The organism is Methylobacterium sp. C33D (assembly GCF_053345825.1).
In genome coordinates this window covers 92,758-112,061 of record NZ_JBKFAV010000007.1, presented here as the reverse complement: position 1 = coordinate 112,061, position 19,304 = coordinate 92,758, and the positions used below count along the sequence as shown (strand labels likewise).

General features: G+C 73.2%; 14 protein-coding genes. 5 read left to right on the top strand and 9 right to left on the bottom strand.

Going from position 1 to position 19,304, the window contains the following annotated elements:
- Window positions 1-297: 297 nt before the first annotated feature.
- Window positions 298-2,244, top strand: coding sequence for a methyl-accepting chemotaxis protein (locus ACLBXO_RS07130; protein ID WP_447684942.1), 1,947 nt, complete (start codon window positions 298-300; stop codon window positions 2,242-2,244).
- A 9-nt stretch (window positions 2,245-2,253) separates the two neighbouring features.
- On the opposite strand, the gene ACLBXO_RS07125 is transcribed toward ACLBXO_RS07130, so the two are convergent.
- The 7 genes from ACLBXO_RS07125 to ACLBXO_RS07095 form a co-directional block, all read right to left on the bottom strand.
- Entirely contained in the window at window positions 2,254-3,129 is an 876-nt protein-coding gene (locus ACLBXO_RS07125) for a TetR/AcrR family transcriptional regulator (protein WP_447684941.1), read from the bottom strand.
- Window positions 3,130-3,256: 127 nt separating this feature from the next.
- The gene (proC, locus tag ACLBXO_RS07120; RefSeq protein WP_447685023.1) at window positions 3,257-4,060 is read right to left on the bottom strand and encodes a pyrroline-5-carboxylate reductase; all 804 of its coding nucleotides are present in this window, start codon (window positions 4,058-4,060) and stop codon (window positions 3,257-3,259) included.
- 26 nt (window positions 4,061-4,086) lie between these two features.
- The gene (locus tag ACLBXO_RS07115) at window positions 4,087-4,596 is read right to left on the bottom strand and encodes a type III secretion system chaperone family protein (protein WP_020090942.1); all 510 of its coding nucleotides are present in this window, start codon (window positions 4,594-4,596) and stop codon (window positions 4,087-4,089) included.
- Window positions 4,597-4,886: 290 nt separating this feature from the next.
- Window positions 4,887-5,171 (bottom strand): accessory factor UbiK family protein, encoded by a 285-nt coding sequence (locus ACLBXO_RS07110; RefSeq protein ID WP_447684940.1) that lies wholly within the window; start codon window positions 5,169-5,171, stop codon window positions 4,887-4,889.
- Between the two features lie 204 nt (window positions 5,172-5,375).
- Window positions 5,376-5,624: a hypothetical protein gene (locus ACLBXO_RS07105; protein ID WP_331315544.1), complete on the bottom strand. Its 249-nt coding sequence runs from the start codon at window positions 5,622-5,624 to the stop codon at window positions 5,376-5,378.
- A gap of 133 nt (window positions 5,625-5,757) precedes the next feature.
- The gene (locus ACLBXO_RS07100; protein ID WP_331315543.1) at window positions 5,758-6,474 is read right to left on the bottom strand and encodes a PhoH family protein; all 717 of its coding nucleotides are present in this window, start codon (window positions 6,472-6,474) and stop codon (window positions 5,758-5,760) included.
- Between the two features lie 576 nt (window positions 6,475-7,050).
- The gene (locus ACLBXO_RS07095) at window positions 7,051-9,450 is read right to left on the bottom strand and encodes an ATP-dependent helicase (protein ID WP_447684939.1); all 2,400 of its coding nucleotides are present in this window, start codon (window positions 9,448-9,450) and stop codon (window positions 7,051-7,053) included.
- A gap of 357 nt (window positions 9,451-9,807) precedes the next feature.
- Between ACLBXO_RS07095 and ACLBXO_RS07090 the strand changes: the two genes are divergently transcribed.
- Window positions 9,808-13,245 (top strand): AsmA protein, encoded by a 3,438-nt coding sequence (locus tag ACLBXO_RS07090; RefSeq protein ID WP_447684938.1) that lies wholly within the window; start codon window positions 9,808-9,810, stop codon window positions 13,243-13,245.
- Between the two features lie 96 nt (window positions 13,246-13,341).
- Here ACLBXO_RS07090 and ACLBXO_RS07085 read toward each other — a convergent pair whose 3' ends face one another.
- Complete coding sequence (locus tag ACLBXO_RS07085; RefSeq protein ID WP_447684937.1) at window positions 13,342-15,477, bottom strand: S9 family peptidase; 2,136 nt, start codon at window positions 15,475-15,477, stop codon at window positions 13,342-13,344.
- Between the two features lie 371 nt (window positions 15,478-15,848).
- On the opposite strand from ACLBXO_RS07085, the gene ACLBXO_RS07080 reads away from it, so the two are divergent.
- The 3 genes from ACLBXO_RS07080 to ACLBXO_RS07070 all read left to right on the top strand — a co-directional run bounded on the left by ACLBXO_RS07080 (window position 15,849) and on the right by ACLBXO_RS07070 (window position 18,839).
- Window positions 15,849-17,546, top strand: coding sequence for a porin (locus tag ACLBXO_RS07080; RefSeq protein ID WP_447684936.1), 1,698 nt, complete (start codon window positions 15,849-15,851; stop codon window positions 17,544-17,546).
- Between the two features lie 124 nt (window positions 17,547-17,670).
- Window positions 17,671-17,898, top strand: a complete 228-nt coding sequence (locus tag ACLBXO_RS07075; protein ID WP_331315561.1) for a hypothetical protein — start codon at window positions 17,671-17,673, stop codon at window positions 17,896-17,898.
- 92 nt (window positions 17,899-17,990) lie between these two features.
- Complete coding sequence (locus tag ACLBXO_RS07070; protein ID WP_447684935.1) at window positions 17,991-18,839, top strand: DUF6456 domain-containing protein; 849 nt, start codon at window positions 17,991-17,993, stop codon at window positions 18,837-18,839.
- A gap of 15 nt (window positions 18,840-18,854) precedes the next feature.
- On the opposite strand, the gene ACLBXO_RS07065 is transcribed toward ACLBXO_RS07070, so the two are convergent.
- On the bottom strand, window positions 18,855-19,283 hold the full coding sequence (locus ACLBXO_RS07065; RefSeq protein WP_331315535.1) for a SufE family protein: 429 nt from the start codon (window positions 19,281-19,283) through the stop codon (window positions 18,855-18,857).
- Window positions 19,284-19,304: the final 21 nt, after the last annotated feature.

Here is a 19,304-nt window from a genome sequence, read left to right as displayed (position 1 = left end):
CTTCGGGCAGGCCGCGGCGCGCGGTCAGGACTGGTCCATCGCGACGAGAACGCGTGGATTGCCGTTTGGGCGCGCGGCCCGGCGTCTGCAGCGGGCCCGCGCGCGCGTGAAATCTGATCGATATCGAAATATCGGCGCCGTATATCTATAGTACAAGTTGAACTTGATCGGGTGAAGCGATGTTGTCATGATCTTGTGGTCTATCGATGTGCCGAGAAACCGGCCCGTTCTGTGGAAGATATGCCCGTGAGAATTGGGATACGCGCGCGCCTCTACGCGGGATTTGCGATACTCGTCATGCTCACGGGCATCATCGGCGCATTCGCGATCTACCAGCAGGGTGTGATCGGCGAAGACCACGCGCTCCAGGCGCGCGTGGAGCGGGGGGCGCAATCGGTCCTGGTGATCGACGGTCACGCCGCACGCCTCATCGGAACGGCGGAGCGGTACCGGCTCCAGCCCAGTCCCGATCTGATCGCCGCGATGGAGCAGACCCGGCAGGCGATCGAGCAGACCTGCGACACGTACTTCTCGCTGGCCATCACGGACGGAGGGCGGAAGCTGTACGACGACGTGCGGGCCGCCGCCCGCGCGATGGAGCCGGAGCTGGAGCGCCTCGCGGCCACGGGTGCGAGCCTGCGCGAGGCCAGGGCGAAACTCTACGAGACCGGCAATACCCTCACCACTCTCCTCGGCAACCTGCTCGCGGACGTGCGCGCCCGGGGCGGTGAGGCGATGCTGGCGCGGGCCGAGCACATCGAGAACGCGGTCCTGCGGTCCCGCATCGCGTCGGCCCGCTTCGTGATCGGCCTGGATCCGCAGGACCGCGGCGCCTTCGAGCGGCGGGCCGAGCAGGCTCTGGCGGCCCTGGACGCGTTCAGGAACACGCAGGGCGGCGCGGCCTTCGCGCCGCAGCTCAGCGCCGTCCGCGACGCGCTGGTCGCCGCCGCGGCCGGCTTCCGCGCGTACGACCAAGCGGTGGCGGCGGCGACGGCGACGTTCGAGACCGGGATCAAGCCCCACGCCGACACGATCGACCGGCTCGGCGTCGCGCTGCGCGACCGGATCGTGGCCGCCGGCGAGCGGATTTCCCGGGAGACCGCGCTGGCCGCGTCACGGGCGCGGTACATCCTGATCGGCCTCGTCGCCGCGGCCCTGCTCCTCGGGGCCGTCCTGGCCTTCGTGCTGGCCCGCAGCATCATCCGGCCGGTCGCCGGCATGACGGAGGCGATGACGCGCCTGGCCGGCGGCGACCTCCAGGTCGCGGTGCCCTACCGCGACGCGACCGACGAGATGGGCGCGATGGCCAGGGCCGTCGACATCTTCCGCCAGAACGCCGTCGCCCGGGCGGAGCTCGAGGCGGCGCAGGCCGCCGAGCAGGCGGGGCGCCTCCGGCGCGCCCAGCGGGTCGACGAGCTCGTCCACGCCTTCCAGCAGAGGATCGCCGCCTCCCTCGAGATCGTCACGGCGGCGACCAGCGCGCTCGACGCGACCGCGCAGGCGATGACCCGGGTGGCCGACAACACCAACACCCAGGCGATGACGTCGAGCTCGGCCGCCGCCCAGACCTCGGCCAACGTCCAGACCGTCGCGGCCGCCGCCGAGGAGATGGTCTCCTCGCTCCAGGAGATCGAGCGGCAGGTCGTGCGCTCCAACGCGGTGGCGGGTCACGCCGCCCACGAGGCCGAGGCGACCAACGCCGCCATGGCGAGCCTGCGCGCCGCCGCCGAGCAGATCGGCGCCGCCGTGATCATGATCTCCGGCATCGCGAACCAGACCAACCTGCTGGCCCTCAACGCCACGATCGAGGCGGCGCGGGCCGGCGCGGCGGGGCGCGGCTTCGCGGTCGTGGCCTCCGAGGTGAAGGAACTCGCCGCGCAGACGGCCCGGGCGACCGAGGAGATCGGCGGCCAGATCGCCGCGATCCAGGCGGCCTCCGGGCAGGCCGCGGAGGCGATGGCGCAGATCGCCCGCACGATCGCAGCCGTGAACGAGATCAGCGGCGCCATCGCGGCGACCGTCGTGCAGCAGACGGCGGCCACCGGCGAGATCTCGCGCAACGCCGGCGAGGCGGCCCGGGGGACGGAGGGCGTCTCGGCCAACGTGGCGCGCGTGCTGGCCGCCGCCCGGGAGGCCGGGAGCGCCGCCGCGCAGGTTCAGAGCGCGGCGTCCGAGCTGGCGACGCAGTCCCTGACGGTCAAGCGCGAGGTCGACAGCTTCCTCAGCGACATCCGGGCCGCGTGAGCGACCGACCTAGATGGCGGCGGCGGGATCGCTCTCGTCGCCGTCGCCGTCGCGGCTCCGCCGCTCGCGCGGCCGCCGGTCCAGGAACGAGCGGCCGATGGCGCGCAGGGGCGCCGTCAGACGGCGGACATCCTCGGCCCGCTCCATGATGCGCTCGCCGTTGCGGATCTCCTTGTCGAGCCGCGCCATCGTCCGGGCGAGCGCCGGGTCGTCGTCGTCCAGCCAGACCTGAGTCACGCGGGCGAAGGCGATGACCACGCCCTGCAGCTTGAGCTGCCCGAGCGATCCCTCGGTGTCGATCCCGGCCGCCGCCAGCATGTAGCGGTGCGAGTTCAGCATGACGCCGTTCAGCGCCAGCATCGACAGCGGCTCGCCGCGGAGCGCGTACGCGATCCGGCGGAGCGCCGGCTTGTAGGGCTCCATGGCGTCGAGGCGGCGCATCAGCACGTCGAACAGCCGCTCGCGCGTCGGCTCCTCCTCAAGGCCCGTGAGATCGCCCTCCAGGACCTTGCGGTCGATGATGCGGGTCAGGCCGCCGAGGACGGCCCCCTTCGACGGGAACAGGTCGCGCAGCTCGGCGAGCGTGAGGCCCGCCTCGCGGGCGATGTCGCTGACCTCGATGTCGTTCCAGGGCTGCTCGGCGGCGAGGCGCATCAGGGCCTCGACGGCCGCCTCCCGGGGCGACAGCTTCGGCGCGCCGCTCGACGTCCCCCCGTCGCCTGTCCCGGCCGCGCCGTCCCGGGCCGAGGAGCCGGGCGCGACGCTCTCTTGGGCAGCACTCTCGTGAGCAGCGCTCTCGTGGGCAGCGCTCTTCCGGGCGGTGCCCGCCTTGGCGGGGCTCGCGGCCTTGCGGGGCCGCTTCGAGGGGTCTTTGCTGTCGGTCATGGATCGGTTGCCCGGTCTGATCGGTCGTGTCGCCTCATGTAGGCGGGCGGGCCGCGAAGGGCAGGTCCGTCGCGCGGCCATGCCGCACGGACGATGCCCGATGTCAGCCCGCGCGATCGGATCGCTGTCAGCCGGACAGTTCCCCGGCCCGCCGACGGGCCGCGGCCACCGCCTCCCGCATCAGCGCGCCGAGGCCGTCGTCCCGCATCAGCACGTCGAGGGCCGCCGCGGTGGTGCCGCCGGGCGAGGTGACGTTGCGGCGCAATTCCGCCGCCTCCGCCGGGCTGGCATCGAGGAGCGCGCCGGCCCCCGCCACGGTCGCCCGGGCGAGGCTTCGGGCGACGTCGGGTTCCAGGCCGGCCGCGATGCCGGCCTCCGCCAGGGTCTCGGCCAGCAGGAAGACGTAGGCCGGTCCGGAACCCGAGACCGCCGTCACCGCGTCGATCTGCGCCTCGTCGGCGAGCCACGCCACCGCGCCGTTCGCCGCGAACAGCGCCTCCGCGGCCGCCCGCTGCTCCGGGGTGACTTCGGAACTCGCGCAGGCGCCGGTGGCGCCCCGGCCGATGCTCGCCGGCAGGTTGGGCATCGCCCGGACGATCGCGCGCGCCCGCGGCAGCCGGACGCGGAGATCCGCGACGGTCTTGCCGGCCAGGATCGAGACGAGGAGCGTGTCGCGGCCGATGAGGCGGTCGAGCCCGGGAGCGGCCGCGTCCAGGCCCTGGGGCTTGATCCCCAACACCAGGACGGCACCGGGCTCGGGATCGGGCGGGTTCAGGGCGATGCCGCGGTCGGCGCAGAGATCCACGATCGGCCGCGCGGGCACCGGGTCGATGATAGTGGTGCGGCGCGGGTCGAGGCCCGCCTCCAGCCAGCCCGCCAGCATCGCGCCGCCCATCTTGCCGGCCCCGGCCAGGACCAGGGAGGCGGGCATCCGCGCCGCGGAGGCGCCCGCGGCGGTCACGCCTCGCCTTCGGTCTCGAACAGGACGGCGTCGAGAGCCTCGCGCGCGCTCTTGCCGGCCCAGAGGACGAACTGGAACGCCTGGAAGTAGCGCTCGCAGGCGTCGACCGCCGTCTTCATCATGGTGGCGCATTGCGGGTGGGTCGGGACGGCGCCGCCGGTCAGCAGGAGCGCGTGCCGGAACATCACCACGCTGTCGGTCGTCCAGAGGTCGAAATGGCCGACCCAGAGCTGCTCGTTGATCAGCGCGATCAGGCGCATCACCTCGGTGCGCTGCCGCTCCGGCACCTTCAGGTCGAAGGCGCAGGCGACGTGCAGCGCCTCGACGTCCTCGATCCACGTGAAGGCGACGTTGTAGTCGGTCCAGCGACCGGGGCTCGTGACCGACATCTCGTCGGTTTCGGCCCGGTCGAAGATCCAGTCGCGCAGTGAGGCCAGCCGCTCGACGACGTCGAGCGGATGCTCGTTCCGGTCCGGGTCGTGGAAGTCGACGTTGAGAAGCGGCATGACGATCCAGAAGGACGACCCGGACGAGATCCGGCCCGACGTGGCGGAGACGCGAAACCGGAGCGCGAGAACACTCCGAGAACTTGAACGACCGGCAGATCTAGGCCGGCGGTGACACGATCGACTGTCGAAGCTCTGCGGACATCGCCCCGCAGCCCCCGAATCACCCTATGCCCGACTATAGACCGGCCGTGACTCGCGACACAAAGTGCAGGTCACATTCAGTGAACAGGAAACCGGATCGTCGACGCCGCTTCCTGTGTAAAAGCCCGCGGCGTTGCCGCGGAGACTCAGACCACCTCGCTCAGGCCCGCGGCGCCCGCTCCGGCGGCGCCGGATCGCGCCTCCAGGTTCGCCACGCGGGCCGTCAGGGCCTCGTTCTGCGCTTGGAGCTGGGTCACGAGGTCGCGGAGTACGTCGAGCTCCTCGCGGGAGGCGATGTCGAGGTCGCGGACGACGCGCTCGAGCTGCGCCCGGACCACGGTCTCGGCCTCGCGGCGGACGCCCTGGGCGGCGCCGGCGGCGTCGGTCATCAGGCGGGCGAGGTCGTCGAACAGTCGATTGGAGGGGGGCATCGGGGTCTCCCGGATCGGCCGGCTGCCGCGGCGGCCGCCTGACGGCGCGATTCGAGACGACGAGATAGGAATCTTCGCGATGGGGAGCAACGCCCGGACCGGCCCGAGCCCGGCCCAGGTCCGGTCCAGGTCCGGTCCAGAACCGCTCCAAGTCCGGCCGGGGAGGCGGAGCAGGGCCGGTCGGGGCCCGCTCCGCCGACGCCATCACATGTGGCGCATCATGCGGCGGTGCATGCGCCGGTGCATCATGCGGCGCTCCATCCGACGGTGCATCATGCGATGCTCCATGCGCCGGTGCATCATGCGGCGCTCCATCGGGGTCATGCGGACATGCGTCACCGCGTCCGGGGCCGCGACGGCACCGGGCATGGCGGGGGCCGCCGAGGCCGGCTGGACGAGGGCGGCGCCGCCGAGGGAGGCCAGCACGGCGAAGGCGAAGGTCAGTTTCCTCACGAGGAGACTCCAGTTCTCTGAAGGCCGGGCTTGGCGCCCGGTTCATCCTCCCGGGCGGGAGGTGCGGAGAGTCGTCTCGTGCCGGGGGACGGCACGGCGGGTCTGCGAGGACCCGCCGCCATCAACTTCCGATTCAGAGATTCGTTTCCTCGAACGCCTTCACCCACTCGGCGCAGATCCCCGAGCGGACGATGTCGTTGCGGGTGAACTCAACCACCGGGACCGGCATCATCCGGCTCTTGACCATGTGCATGACGGTGCGCAGGCCGGAGGTCTCGCGCAGATCCGTCTGCGAGACGTCGCCGTTGATGATGACCTGGCAATCGTCGCCGATCCGGGTCAGGAACATCTTGATCTCGTTGATCGTGGTGTTCTGCGCCTCGTCGAGGATCACGAGGCAGTTCTTGAAGGTCCGGCCGCGCATCACCTCGAACGGGACGATCTCGATGTCGCCGGTCTTCAGGGCGATCTCGAAGGCGGCGGCGCCCATGCGCTCCTTCATGGCCTCGGTGAGCGGCGCGACCCAGGGGGCGATCTTCTCTTCCAGGGTGCCGGGGAAGTAGCCCAGCGACCGGCCCGAGGGCACGTTCGGGCGGGTGATGACCACCTTGGCGATGCGGCGCTGGCGGAGCTGGTCCGCCGCGCGGGTGCCGGCGATGAAGGTCTTGCCCGTGCCGGCGGGTCCCAGGACGATGACCTGCGGCGAGCGGGCGAGGGCGTCGAGGTACTCGGCTTGGCGTTCGGTGAGCGGTTGGATGGGAGCGAGATTGCGTTCTTCGTCGAAGCGAGTGCGATGAATGCGGGACGTGCGGTCTTCAACCAGTTCAAGTCGTGCGCGGCGTCTCTTCATGGATGTACACTCCAACGGGACTTGCCAACCTGGATCTGTTTCTGAACTGCCGTTTACCTGCTTGCTCCCGGTTCTACTCGTTTGCGGAACTTAATACCGGCCCCAGGCCGAAGGTTCCGCCCCGCGCTCGCCCGCCTGTGGAGAGCGTCACGACGTTCCGTGCGCGGCCGAATACGCGATGCAACTGGCGCACCATCGCGATTCGCGCCCGACGATTGCGCGTCGGGTGTGACTAAGGGGTGACGGTCGGTGGCGAGGCTTCGAAAAAGCCGCGCGGCTGGCGCGGATGCATCAGCGACGGGCCGCGCGACGCGACGTCCGGCTGACGGGCCGCCGCCGTCCTCGCGAGCGGGGCGAAGCGATCCCGGCGGCGCCAGGCTCGCCGATGTCGGGCCAGCCTGGATGGCCGCGCTCCGCTCGCGAAGACGGTGCGGGCTGCAGGGACGGAAAACGCTGGCCGGGAACCGTATCACACGGGATGGTGCGGCATCCGGCACGATCTCCGATCCTCCCCGCCCGAGCGGGCGAAGCCGGCCGACCCTGCCGCCCTGACACGTCCGGGCTTGGTCGGCGGGACTAGCTCGATCCGGCCTGGACGAAGCTGTCGAGGACCATCTTCCGGCCGGCCTTGTCGAAGTCAACGGTCAGCTTGTTGCCGTCGACCGCCGCGACCGTTCCGGGGCCGAACTTGGTGTGGAAGACCCGCTGGCCGCCCTGGAAGGCCGAGGGCGCGCCCGTCGACTTGGCGATCAGCTCGCCCTCGATCTGGCGGGGGCCGCCGGCATGGCCGCCGGACCGCCCGCCCGGGCCCGCCGAGCGGAAGCCGCCTCCGGACCCCGATCCGGACCCGAACCGGCTTCCCGGCGCGGTGTTGGCCTGCGCCCGCTGCCAGCCCGGCGTGCCGTAGCTCGACCCGAACGGCGCCGGGTTGCGGTCGAACCGGGAGGCGCCGGCCGAGAAGTGGGCCGGGGCCTCGACCACGTCGACCGCCGTCTCGGGCAGCTCGTCGATGAACCGGGACGGGATGGTCGAGGACCAGAGCCCGTGGATGCGCCGGTTGACCGCGAAGGACAGCTTCGCGCGCTTGCGCGCCCGGGTCAGCCCGACATGGGCGAGGCGCCGCTCCTCCTCCAGGCCGGCCCGGCCGCTCTCGTCCAGCGCCCGCTGGTTCGGGAACAGGCCGTCCTCCCAGCCGGGGAGGAACACGGTGTCGAACTCGAGCCCCTTGGCGGCGTGGAGCGTCATCAGCGAGACCCGCTCGGCGCCCTCCGCCTCGGAGGCCTCCATCACCAGGGAGACGTGCTCCAGGAAGGCCGCGAGGTCGGGGAACTCCTCCATCGAGCGGACGAATTCCTTCAGGTTCTCCAGCCGGCCGGCGGCGTCGGCGGAGCGGTCCTTCTGCCACATCTCGGTGTAGCCGGACTCCTCCAGGATGGTCTGCGCGACCTCGCTGTGCGGCTGCGACTCCGCGAGCCGCGCCCAGCGGGTGAAGCTCTCGGTCAGCGCCCGCAGGGTCGAGCGGACCCGGGGCTTCAGCTCGTCGGTCTCGCACAGGCGCGCGGCGGCGATCCGCAGCGGCACCCGGTTGGCGCGGCCGTAGGTGTGGAGCTGCTGCAGGGTGGCGTCGCCCAGCCCGCGCTTCGGCGTGTTCACGATCCGCTCGAAGGCGAGGTCGTCGCTGACGTTCACGGTGGCGCGCAGGTAGGCCAGCGCGTCGCGGATCTCGGTGCGCTCGTAGAAGCGCGGGCCGCCGATGACCCGGTAGGGCAGCCCGAGCTGGACGAACCGGTCCTCGATCTCGCGCATCTGCGCGGAGATCCGCACCAGCACGGCGATCTCCGACAGGGGGTGCTGCTTGGACTGGAGGGACTCGATCGATTCGGCGAGCATTCGCGCCTCCTCCTCGGAATCCCACGCCCCCGTCACGGTGACGCGCTCGCCCGGCTCGTCGTCGGTGCGCAGGGTCTTGCCGAGGCGGCTCTCGTTCTTGGCGATCAGCCCGGAGGCGGCCGCCAGGATGTGGCCGGTGGAGCGGTAGTTGCGCTCCAGCCGCACCACCACCGCGCCCGGGAAGTCGTGCTCGAAGCGCAGGATGTTGTCGACCTCGGCGCCGCGCCAGCCGTAGATCGACTGGTCGTCGTCGCCGACGCAGGCGATGTTCTTCCGGGACTGCGCCAGCAGGCGCAGCCACAGGTACTGGGCGACGTTGGTGTCCTGGTACTCGTCCACCAGGATGTAGCGGAACCGGTCCTGGTAATTGGCCAGGACGTCGGGGTTCTCCCGCCAGAGCTTGAGGCAGAGCAGCAGGAGATCGCCGAAATCGACGGCGTTCAGCGTCGCGAGCCGGGCCTGGTAGGCGGTGTAGAGGGCGCCGCCCTTGCCGAACGCGAAGGAAGCGGCCTCTCCCGGGGGCACCTGCTCGGGGCCGAGGCCGCGGTTCTTCCAGCCGTCGATGGCGTGGGACAGGGCCCGGGCCGGCCAGCGCTTCTCGTCGACGTTCTGGTCGGCGATGACCTGCTTCATCAGCCGGAGCTGATCGTCGGTGCCGAGGATTGTGAAGTCGGATTTGAGCCCGACCAGCTCGGCGTGGCGGCGCAGGATCTTGGTGCCGATGGCGTGGAAGGTGCCGAGCCAGGGCATGCCCTCGCCGGCCGGCCCGATCAGCGCGCCGATCCGGTGCTTCATCTCCCGGGCGGCCTTGTTGGTGAAGGTCACCGACAGGATGTCGAAGGGCCGCGCCCGCCCGGTGGCGATCAGGTGGGCGATGCGAGTGGTCAGCACCCGGGTCTTGCCGGTGCCGGCGCCGGCCAGCACCAGGATCGGGCCCTCCGTGGTCTCGACGGCGCGGCGCTGCTCGGGGTTCAGCCCCTCGAGGTAGCCGGCCGCCTCGCGGCGGAGGGCGCCCATGGCGCGGGCGGCGATGGACGTGGCGGGCGCGCCGTCCCCGGCGGACTGCGGATGCGGGGGGTTCTGCATCCCGCATCCCTGGACCAAATCGCGAACGGCGTCGAGGCCGTTCGCGCCGCGGCGGGGGCGCGGAGCCATGAAGCGCGGCTGTCCGCGCCGGGGTGATCCGCGCTCCGCAGGGGCGTGCGGCCTTCCCCTCGGCGGCCGCGGATCGGCGCGCGGATGTGATCGGTTTCGACAGCGGCGGAGCGCACCGTCTCCCGCACGGGAGCCGGGACCCGCGCCCGCTCCGGACCGTGGCATCGCCGCTGGCGCCCCCGGCGGCTTATCGTGCTATGGCCGTGGCGACTGACTCGCGGGGGCACGCGGGGCACGGCGGCCCGGTGAGGTCGCGGCCTCGCGCAGAGATGGTGCGGAACGGGACCATTGCGTGATCTTCTGACCGCGCTGGCGTGCGCCGTCATCCTGGTTCTCGTGGCGGCGCTCGCGGTTCCGCCCTTCGTCGACTGGCAGGCCCATCGCGGGCTCGTCGACCGGGCGCTCGCCCGGTCCCTCGGCGTTCCGGTCCGGACCGACGGGCGGATCGAGGTCCGCCTGCTGCCGTCGCCGCGGCTGCGCGTCGACCGCCTCCTCCTCGGCGGCGACCCGGACCGCCCGAGCCTGGATGCCCGGTTCGTCAAGGCCGAGATCGCCCTCGCGCCGCTCCTGAAGGGCGAGTTCCGCTTCACCGAGACCCGGATCGGCCGGGCCGAGATCAAGCTCCCAGTCGCCGGTCCGGACACGCTGAAGCTGCCGCCCGATTTCGGCGGCGCCCTGCGCGACCGCGACCTCGCCATCGAGAACCTGCAGATCCAGCAGTTCCTCGTCACCACGCAGGTCCCCGCCACCGGGCGGACCGACCAGCTCTACGTCCAGGACCTCCGCCTGCAGGCGCCGGCCCTGATCGGACCCTGGCGGATCGAGGGGACGAGCGGCGGCGTCCCGTTCCGGGCGGTCAGCGGCACGCCGGGGCCGGACGGGCGCCTCGCCGCCAAGATCTCGGGCGGCGGCGACGCGACGCCGCGCTTCGAGGCGGACGCGCGGTTCGGCCTCGTCCCCGCCGAATCCGGCGGCGCCCAGGTCGAGGCCGAGGGCTCCGCCCGCCTCGTCGTCGGGCCGCCGACCCAGGCGGCCGGCGCCTACCTGCCGTTCTCGCTGGCCGGCACCTTCAAGGCCCGGGGCACGCAGGTGCGGTTCGAGGCGGTCGACCTCGCCATCGACCCCGGCGGCCGGGCCCTGCGCCTCGGCGGCACCGGCCGGCTCGACCTGCGCCAGTGGCGCGCCGGCCTGACCCTGGACGCCCGCCGCCTCGACCTCGACGCCTTCCTGGCCTCGGCGGAGGGGCAGAACCTGATCGCCCGCGGCCTGCCGCGCTCGGCCGGCGGCCTGCCGGCGATGCTCGACCTCGACCTCACGGTGGGCAGCGCCGTGCTGGGCGGCGAGGAATGGTCGAACCTCGCCGTCACCGGCACCCTGGAGCGGGCCGGCGGCCTGCTGCTGCGCCGCTTCGCGGTGACCGGCCCGGCCGAGTCCACCGTCACGGCGAGCGGGCAGGTGGAGACGGCGCCGCTGCGCTTCTCCGGCCCGGTGGCGCTCGCCGCCCCCGACTCGGAGGCGCTCGGCCGCTACCTGCGCCGCCTCGGCGCCGAGGGGCCGCTCGTCGCGCTCCTCGACGGGCGGAAGATCGAGGCCGCCGCCGACCTGTCGGCGGCCGGGAACGGCCTGTCCCTGCGCAACATGCGCCTCGCCCTCGGGCCCGCACGGATCACCGGCAACGCCCGCTACACCGCCGCCGAGGGCACCGAGCGCGGCCGGTTCGAGGCCCAGATCCGCGCCACCGGCCTCGACATCGCCGGCCTGCCGCCCCTCGGCACGGCCCTCGGCACCCTGCGCGACACCGACCTCGCCCTGACGCTCGAGGCGAAGGACGTCCGGTTCGGCACCGCGGGCTCCGGCACCGGCACGATCGCGGCGCGGATCCAGTCGGACGGCGCCGGCCTCGCGGTCGACAGCCTCGACGTCACCGACCTCGCCGGCGCCAGCGCCCGGCTGTCCGGGCAGATCGGCGCGGACGGGACCGGCCGCGTCTCCGGGCGCCTGAAGGCACCGGCGGCGGCGCCGCTGCTCGGCCTGCTCGAGCGGGTCTGGGTGGGCGAGATCCGCCTGCTCCCCGCCTTCCTGCGGGACGCGCCCCTCGACCTCGCCGTCACCCTCGACCGGGAGGGCGGCGCGGCCGCGGCCCTGAGGACCCAGGCCCGGGGCAGCGCCGGCGGCGGCAGCCTCGACCTGACCCTCGCGAGCCGCGGCACGCGGATCGAGGGCGGCACCGCCACGCTCACGGCGCCGCGGGCGGGCCCGTGGTTCGGCCGCACCGACATCGCGGGCCTCCAGCAGCCCGCCGAGCTGCACCTGACCGCCGAGCGGCCGGACGGCCAGGCCCTCGCCCTGACGGCGAACGGCACGGTCGCGGGCCTGCGCCTCGCCACGGGCCGCCCGATCCTGGTCGGTCCCGACTTCGTACCCACCGCCGGCACGCTCCGCGCCGACACGGCCGACCTGGCGCCGTTCCTGACGCTGGCCGGGGCCGCGACCCTGGCGCCGGGGGCGTGGCCGGCCGACCTCACCGTCACGCTGTCGCGGCAGCAGGGCGAGGCCGCCGCCGCGCTCGCCGGCACGGTCGCGGGCGCTGGCGTCAACGGGACGCTGCTTCGGGCGGCGGGCGGCGCCCTGCACGGCCACCTCGCCCTCGACCGGCTGTCGATCCCGCAGCTCGCCGCCGCCCTGGTGATCCCGCCGGGAGCGAACGGCACGTTCGGCCCGCCGACCGCGCACCCGGCGCTGTCGCTCGACGCCCGCGTCACCAGCCTGGATCTCGGCCGCGGCCTCGTCGCCACCGACGCGACCGCCGCTCTCGGCCTCGCCGAGACGGGCCTGACCCTGCGCGACCTGACCGGCAAGCTCGCCGGCGGCCGGCTGGCGGGCTCGGTGACGATCGCGCGGCTCGGGGCCGGCGCCTCGGTCTCCGGCTCCGGCAGCCTCGACGGCGCGGCGCTTCCGACGCTGGCCGGCGGCCCGTTCGGCGGCCGCCTGAGCGCCGACCTGCGCTTCGCCGCGACGGCCGAGACCGTGCCGGGCCTCGCCGACAGCCTCTCGGGCAGCGGCGCGCTCACTCTGACGGACCTGAGCCTGCCCGCGGCCGATCCCGCGGCGCTCGGCCGGGCGCTGGCCCGCGCGGCCGAGATGGACGACCCGCTCCGCGAGGGGCGGCTCCAGGCGCTCGTGACCGAGGAACTCGCCCGGGGCGGCGCGCAGGCGCGGGGATCCGCCCGGGCCCCCGCCACCATCGTGGGGGGCGTGCTGCGGGCCGGGCCGTTCGACCTCGATCTCGGACCGGCCCGCTGGGCCGGCACCGTCGGCGACGACCTGCGCGCGGGCCGCCTCGACGTCCGCGGCACGCTCGCGGGCGGCCCGGTGCCGCGCGGCTGGAATTCCGGGCCGCCCGCAATCCAGTTCGGCCTGACCGGGCCGCTGGGCGCGCCGGAGCGGGTGCTGGACGTCGGGACCCTGTCGAACGGCCTCGCGGCCTTCGTGCTGCAGCGCGAGCTGGAGACGATCGAGCTGACCGAGGCCGACCAGGTGGAGCGGCAGCGCCGCCGCGCCCGGATCGAGATGGACCGGGCCCGCGCGGCCGCCCTCAAGGCCGCGGCCGAGAAGGCCGCCGCCGACAGGATTGCCGCCGACAGGGCCGCCGAGGAGGCGGCGAGGCGGCCGCGCAATCCGGAGGCGGGCGCCCCCTCGCCGGCGCCCGCAGAGGTTCGCCCGTGAGGCCGGCCGCGTCCTGAGGGCGGGAGGGAGCCGGCTTCCGTGAAGGCCTCGGGCCAGCACCCTGTCGGGCCCTCGTGCCCGCGCGCGGTGGCGGCTCTACGCCTTCCCCACCACCATGAGCGCGAAGGCGTAGATCAGCGCCACCTCCTCCAGCCGGTCGAACCGGCCGGCGGCGCCGCCGTGGCCGGCCTCCATATTGATCCGCAGGAGCACCGGCCCGCCGCCCGTCATGGTGGCGCGCAGCCGCGCGACCCACTTGGCCGGCTCCCAGTAGGTCACCCGCGGGTCGGTGAGCCCGCCGAGCGCCAGGATCGCCGGGTAGTCCTTGGCGGCGACGTTGTCGTAGGGCGAGTACGACAGGATCGTCCGGAAAGCGGCCTCGCTCTCGCCCGGGTTGCCCCATTCGGGCCATTCCGGCGGGGTCAGCGGCAGCTCCGCGTCCAGCATGGTGTTGAGCACGTCGACGAAGGGCACGTCGGCGACGATCCCGGCGAACAGCTCCGGCGCGAGGTTGGCCACCGCCCCCATCAGCATCCCGCCCGCCGACCCGCCATGGGCGACGATGCGCTTCTCGGACGTGTAGCGGGCCTCGATCAGCGCCCGCGCGCAGGCGATGAAGTCCGTGAAGGTGTTGGGCTTCTTCTCGCGCTTGCCGTCGAGGTACCAGCGCCAGCCCTTCTCGGTGCCGCCGCGGATATGGGCGATCGCGTAGACGAAGCCGCGGTCGACGAGGCTCAGCAGGTTCGTGCGGAACGCCGCCGGCATCAGCGTGCCGTAGGAGCCGTAGCCGTAGAGCAGCAGCGGCGCACCGCCGTCGAGGGTGAGGTCGCGGCGGTGCAGGAGCGAGATCGGCACCTGCTCGCCGTCGGGCGCGGTGGCGAAGAGCCGCCGGGTCACGTAGGCGGCCGGGTCGTGGCCGCTCGGCACCGCCTGCCGCTTGCGCAGGAGCCGGGTGCGGGCCGCGCAGTCGTAGTCCCAGGTCTCCGACGGGGTCGTCATCGACGAGTAGACGAAGCGGATCCTGGCCGTGTCGAAGGCGAGGCCGGCCCGCAGGCCGAGGGAGTAGGCCTCCTCGGCGAAGGCGACCGTGTGCTCGGTGCCGTCGGCGAGGTCGCGCACGACGATCCGCGGCCTGGCGTTCTCGATCTCCAGCCGGACGAGGTGGCCGGCGAGGAGGTGCAGGTGGCGGATCATGACCCCGGACCGGTGCGGCACGAGGTCGGTCCAGCGGGCGCGGCCCGGATCGTCGAGCGGCGCTGTGACGATCTTGAAGTCCTCGGCGCCGTCCGCGTTGGTGCGGATGAACAGGCGGTCGCCGCGGTGCTCGACCCCGTAGATCAGCAGCGGCGTGCGCGGCTCGACGACGCGCAGGGGCGCGTCCTCGGCGTGCCGGTCGAGCAGCCGGACCTCGGAAGTCTCGTGGTCGCTCACCGTCACGTCGAGGAAGGCGCCGGACTGCGTCTTGCCGATGTGGACGAAGTAGCCGGCGTCGGCCTCCGTGTAGACGGTCTCGTCCGCGCTCTGCCCCGTGCCGACGCGGTGGCGCATCACCTTGGCGGGCCGGTGGTTCGCGTCCACCGCCACGTACCAGAAGCTCGCACCGTCCGCGGCCCAGACCGCCTCGCCGGAGGTCGCCTCGACGCGGTCGTCGAGGTCGAGGCCGGTGGCGACGTCGCGCACCCGGATCGTGTAGAGTTCCGAGCCCTTGGTGTCGACGCTCCAGGCGAGCCGGGCGTGGTCGTCGGAATGCACTGCGGCGGCGATCTCGAAGAACGGCAGGCCCTCGCCCTCGCGGTCGCCGTCGATGAGGATCGTCTCGTCCGGGTCCGCGCCCGAATCGGGTACGTCGGGCGACGTTGCCGGCCGCCGGCAGATCAGCGGGTGCTGCCCGCCCTCGCGGTGGCGCGTGTAGTAGGCGAAGGGCCCGTCCGGCTCTGGGACGCCGCTCTCGTCCTCCTGGATCCGCCCGCGCATCTCGGCGACGAGCTGCCGCCGCAGATCCGCGCTGCCGGCGAGCGCCGCCTCGGCGAAGGCGTTCTCGGCCTTCAGGTAGGCGGCGATGTCGTCCGGCAGCGCGGCCGGGTCCTTCAGGACCGTCTGCCAGTTCTCGGCCTTCAGCCACGCGTAGTCGTCGGTGATCTCCTGCCCGTGGACGCTGAAGCGTCGCGGCCGGGCCTCGGCCACCGGGGCGCCGGTCCTGTGCGCGAGCAAGCCGTGGCCGATCTCCGTCATCGTCTCTCCCGTCGGGTCCCGTCGCGCGCCGGTGTCGCGTCCGGGTGAGCGGATGTGTCCCGCCGGGCGCGCGGATGCAAGGCGTCCGGGGGCAGGGCCGGGGCGGGAGCCCTGTGCCGCCGGCGCGCTCCCGCGCCGGGGCGGCGCCCGGACCCGCGCCGGGGCGGCCCGGTCGGACGGTCTCGGCGAGGCCCTCGAACCCGTCGGGAGCTCGGCGCAGCGGCCGATCCCGGCCGGGCACCGGCACCGGAGCGCCGCGGGCGCGGCACAGATCCTGACAAGTCGAGCCGAGCACAGGCTGGAGACAATCGCCCCGGGATTATCCGGCTCCGCGATCCGTCCGACCTAATGGGGGATGTGTGGATGGTGGAATGGCAGATTCGATGCATGTTCTGTGTGCGGAGTACCGGAAACATCGTACGGGACGGGGGACAACGGGCGTTCTGGCGGGTGTGGCGGGGTTGCTGAGTCTGCCGGCGGAGGCGGCGGAACTTCCCGATCGGCGAAAATCTCAGCTCATCGAGCACGTGCGGATCTGCTCGGCCTACGGCCAGGCCTTCTTCTTCATCCCCGGCACGGACACCTGCCTGCGCCTCTCCGGCCGCGCGCGCTACGAGTACGCGTACCAGCCCTCCTACAGCCGCTCGGGCACCGCCACCGCCACGCCCGGGGATTACAGCGGCTACCAGGGCCGCCTCCGGATCAACCTCGATGCGCGGAGCCAGACGTCCTACGGCACCCTGCGCGCCTTCCTGCGCCTCGACGCCGGGAGCCGGACCGGCTTCGCCACGATGCATGCCGGCGCGCTGAACCGGATCGGCGGCGCCTTCCCGGCCCTGGGCGCCGACCAGTTCGGCCGGGCCCAGCAGCAGTTCAACGTCGACAAGGCGTTCATCCAGTTCGCCGGCATGACCGCCGGCCGCGCCTCGTCGTTCTTCGATTTCTACGCCCACGACTTCGAGTTCATCGTCGCCAGCATGGGCTCGGACAATCCCGCGACCAACCTCGCCGCCTACACGGCGACGCTGGGCAAGGGCCTGTCCGCCTCGCTGTCGGTGGAGGACCCGATGTTCCGCCGAACGCCGGTCTACGCGTCCCAGAACGCCGCGGCCTCGGCATTCCCGAACCCCGGCGCCATCTTCTCGCCCGGCAATCCGGTCGCGCCGATCTTCGTCGGGTACGACGCCGCCGGCCGGCCGACCGGCGTGGGCTTCGTCGACACGGTCCAGCGCAGCCGCATGCCCGACATCGTCGGCGTGCTGCGCTCCGACCAAGCCTGGGGCTCCGCGCAGCTGTCGGGGGCCGTGCACGAGGTCAACCACGGCCTGCTCAGCAGCGTGTCGTTCGCCGGCACGAACCTGGGCGCGCCCGTCTCGGTGGGCAACAACCGCGCGCCGGGCGGCGCGGCCTCCGCCTTCGGCTGGGCCGTGCAGGGCGGCGTGAAGGTCAACCTGCCGTTCATAGCGACCGGCGACACCCTCTACCTTCAGAGCGCCTACGGGGAGGGCACCGCCCTGTATACCGGCCTCCCGGCCTATAACGGCCCCTGGGCACAGTCGGCCACCGCGGTGCAGGGGGCGGCCTTCTCCCAGTTCTTCAGCGACGGCGTGATCAACCCCTTCACCCAGCGCCTGGAACTGTCGACGAGCTACTCGTTCACGGCGGCGATGCTGCACTACTGGACGCCCGCGATCCGCTCCGCCTTCTTCGGGTCCTACGGCGCCCTGAGCTTCGCCCGCGGCGCCCGCGCGGCGCAGGGCGCCTATTTCGGCGTGACCGGGACCGGGCCGGGCACCCCCGGCACGCGGTTCTTCGACCTGAGCCAGGTCCTGCGGGACAGCTACCGCTTCGTCGTCGGCGGCAACCTGATCTGGTCGCCGGTGAAGGAGTTCGATATCGGCGTCGAGGCGATCTACACGCGCTACGGGCCGCGGAGCGGCCGCATCCTCGACCTGGGCCGGTATCCCAACCAGAACGCGGCCTACGTCAACAACCTTGCCAACCCGGTCTCGACCGCCCGCCACGTCGACGTCATCCAGGTGCGCGCGCGGGTGCAGCGGGACTTCTGAAGGCGGCCGCGGATCGGGCGTGAGCCGGGAGAGCCGGCTCGGCCGGGAGCCGGTTCCGACCTCGGGCGTTGATCCGCCGGCCGTGGCGCCGATCACGGTCGCCGGTTCGATCCCGAGGTGCAACATGGACGCGATCCCCGACCCGCAGCCGGATCCCCAGGACGATCACCCCGCCGCGGACCTGGAACGCGTGAACGACGTCCTGGCGACCTGGGCGGCGCGCTCCGCCGCCGAGAGCGCCGCGCTGATCGAGCGGTTCGAGGCGATGGGCTACGAGGTCAGCGGCAAGTCGGAGAGCGAGATCGCCGACATCCTGCACCGTCCGCCGACGCGCGCCGCCGCCGCGAGATAGCTGTGGGTTGTAGGTAAAAAAGCCTTGACCTTCTGAGTCTTCCTGGCAAACTGGGGGTTCTCACGTCCGTCGTAGCATACACGGAACAAAACATGAACAAACTTGCCAAGGGCGGCCGTTCTGCCTCGACCGGGGCGGGATCGCGCGGCGCTTCCCCGGACGGTCTGCCGGCGGAGGCGACGCGCCTGCTGGCGCGGCTCGGCGAGCCGGGCGCCTACGCGCGGCCCGACCCGCTGGTGGAGGACGCGCTGGTCGCCCGGCGCGGCGGCGACGGGATCTCGGTGGGGAGCGGGCGCTTCGCGGCCGGCTCCGGGCGGGCCCTGGCGGCGGCCGATCTGGCGACGTGGAACGCGGCCGGCACGCGCCTGACGATCAGCGAGGCGGGTCGGGCGCGCCTGCGCCGGGAGGCCCGGCCGGGCGACCTGACTTTCGCGGCCCAGCACCGCGACCTCGCCGTCGTGGAGGGCGGCGCCGGGCCGGTCCTGCGCAACGCCGCCGAGAACCCCCTGGCCTGGATGGTGCGCCGGCGCGACCGCGACGGCGCGCCGCTCATCGACGCGGCCGCCTTCGAGGCCGGGGAGCGGCTGCGGCGGGACATGACCACCGCCGCCCTGCTGCCGCGGATGGGCGCGGATCTCGGGGCGCCCCGGATCGACGGCGGCGGCCCGCGCGACCCGGCTTCCGCGGCCGACCACGTGATCGCGGCCCGGCAGCGGGTGCGCGGCGCCCTCGACGCGGTCGGGAGTGACCTGTCGGGCCTGCTGATCGACCTGTGCGGCTTCCTGAAGGGCCTGGAGCGGATCGAGGCCGAGCGGCGCTGGCCGGCCCGCTCCGCCAAGGTCGTGGCCCGCATCGCCCTGGGGCGACTGGCCGAGCATTACGGTCTGGAGCGGGAGGCGACCGGTCCGGACCGGGCCCGCCTGCGCCTGTGGCGGGGGTGAGGCCGCCCGGGCGGCTCAGGCCTCGGCGGCGAGCCGGACCGCGTCGCGGTGGATGCGCTCCGCCATCGCCCGCACGCCGTTGGAGCGCTTCGACGTGACGTGGGCGCCGAAGCGGAGCTGCCGGAACAGGTCGAGGCCGTCGGTCTCGGCGGCCTCCTGGGGCGTCTTGCCGGTGTAGAGCGCGATCATCAGCGCCACGAAGCCGCGGACGATGAACGAATCGCTGAAGCCATGCAGGACGAGGCGCGGCGTGCCGTCCGCCGGCTCCGCCCGCGTGTCGATCCAGACCTGGCTCTCGCAGCCGTGGACGCGGTTCGCCTCGGTCCGCTCCGACTCGGGCATCGGCGGCAGCGCGCGGCCGAGCTCGATCAGGTACTCGAGCCGCATGTCGTCGTCGTCGACGATCTCGAAATTCTCGATGATGGTGTCGATCGGAGGGAGCATGCTCGGCCGGGTCCGGAAGGG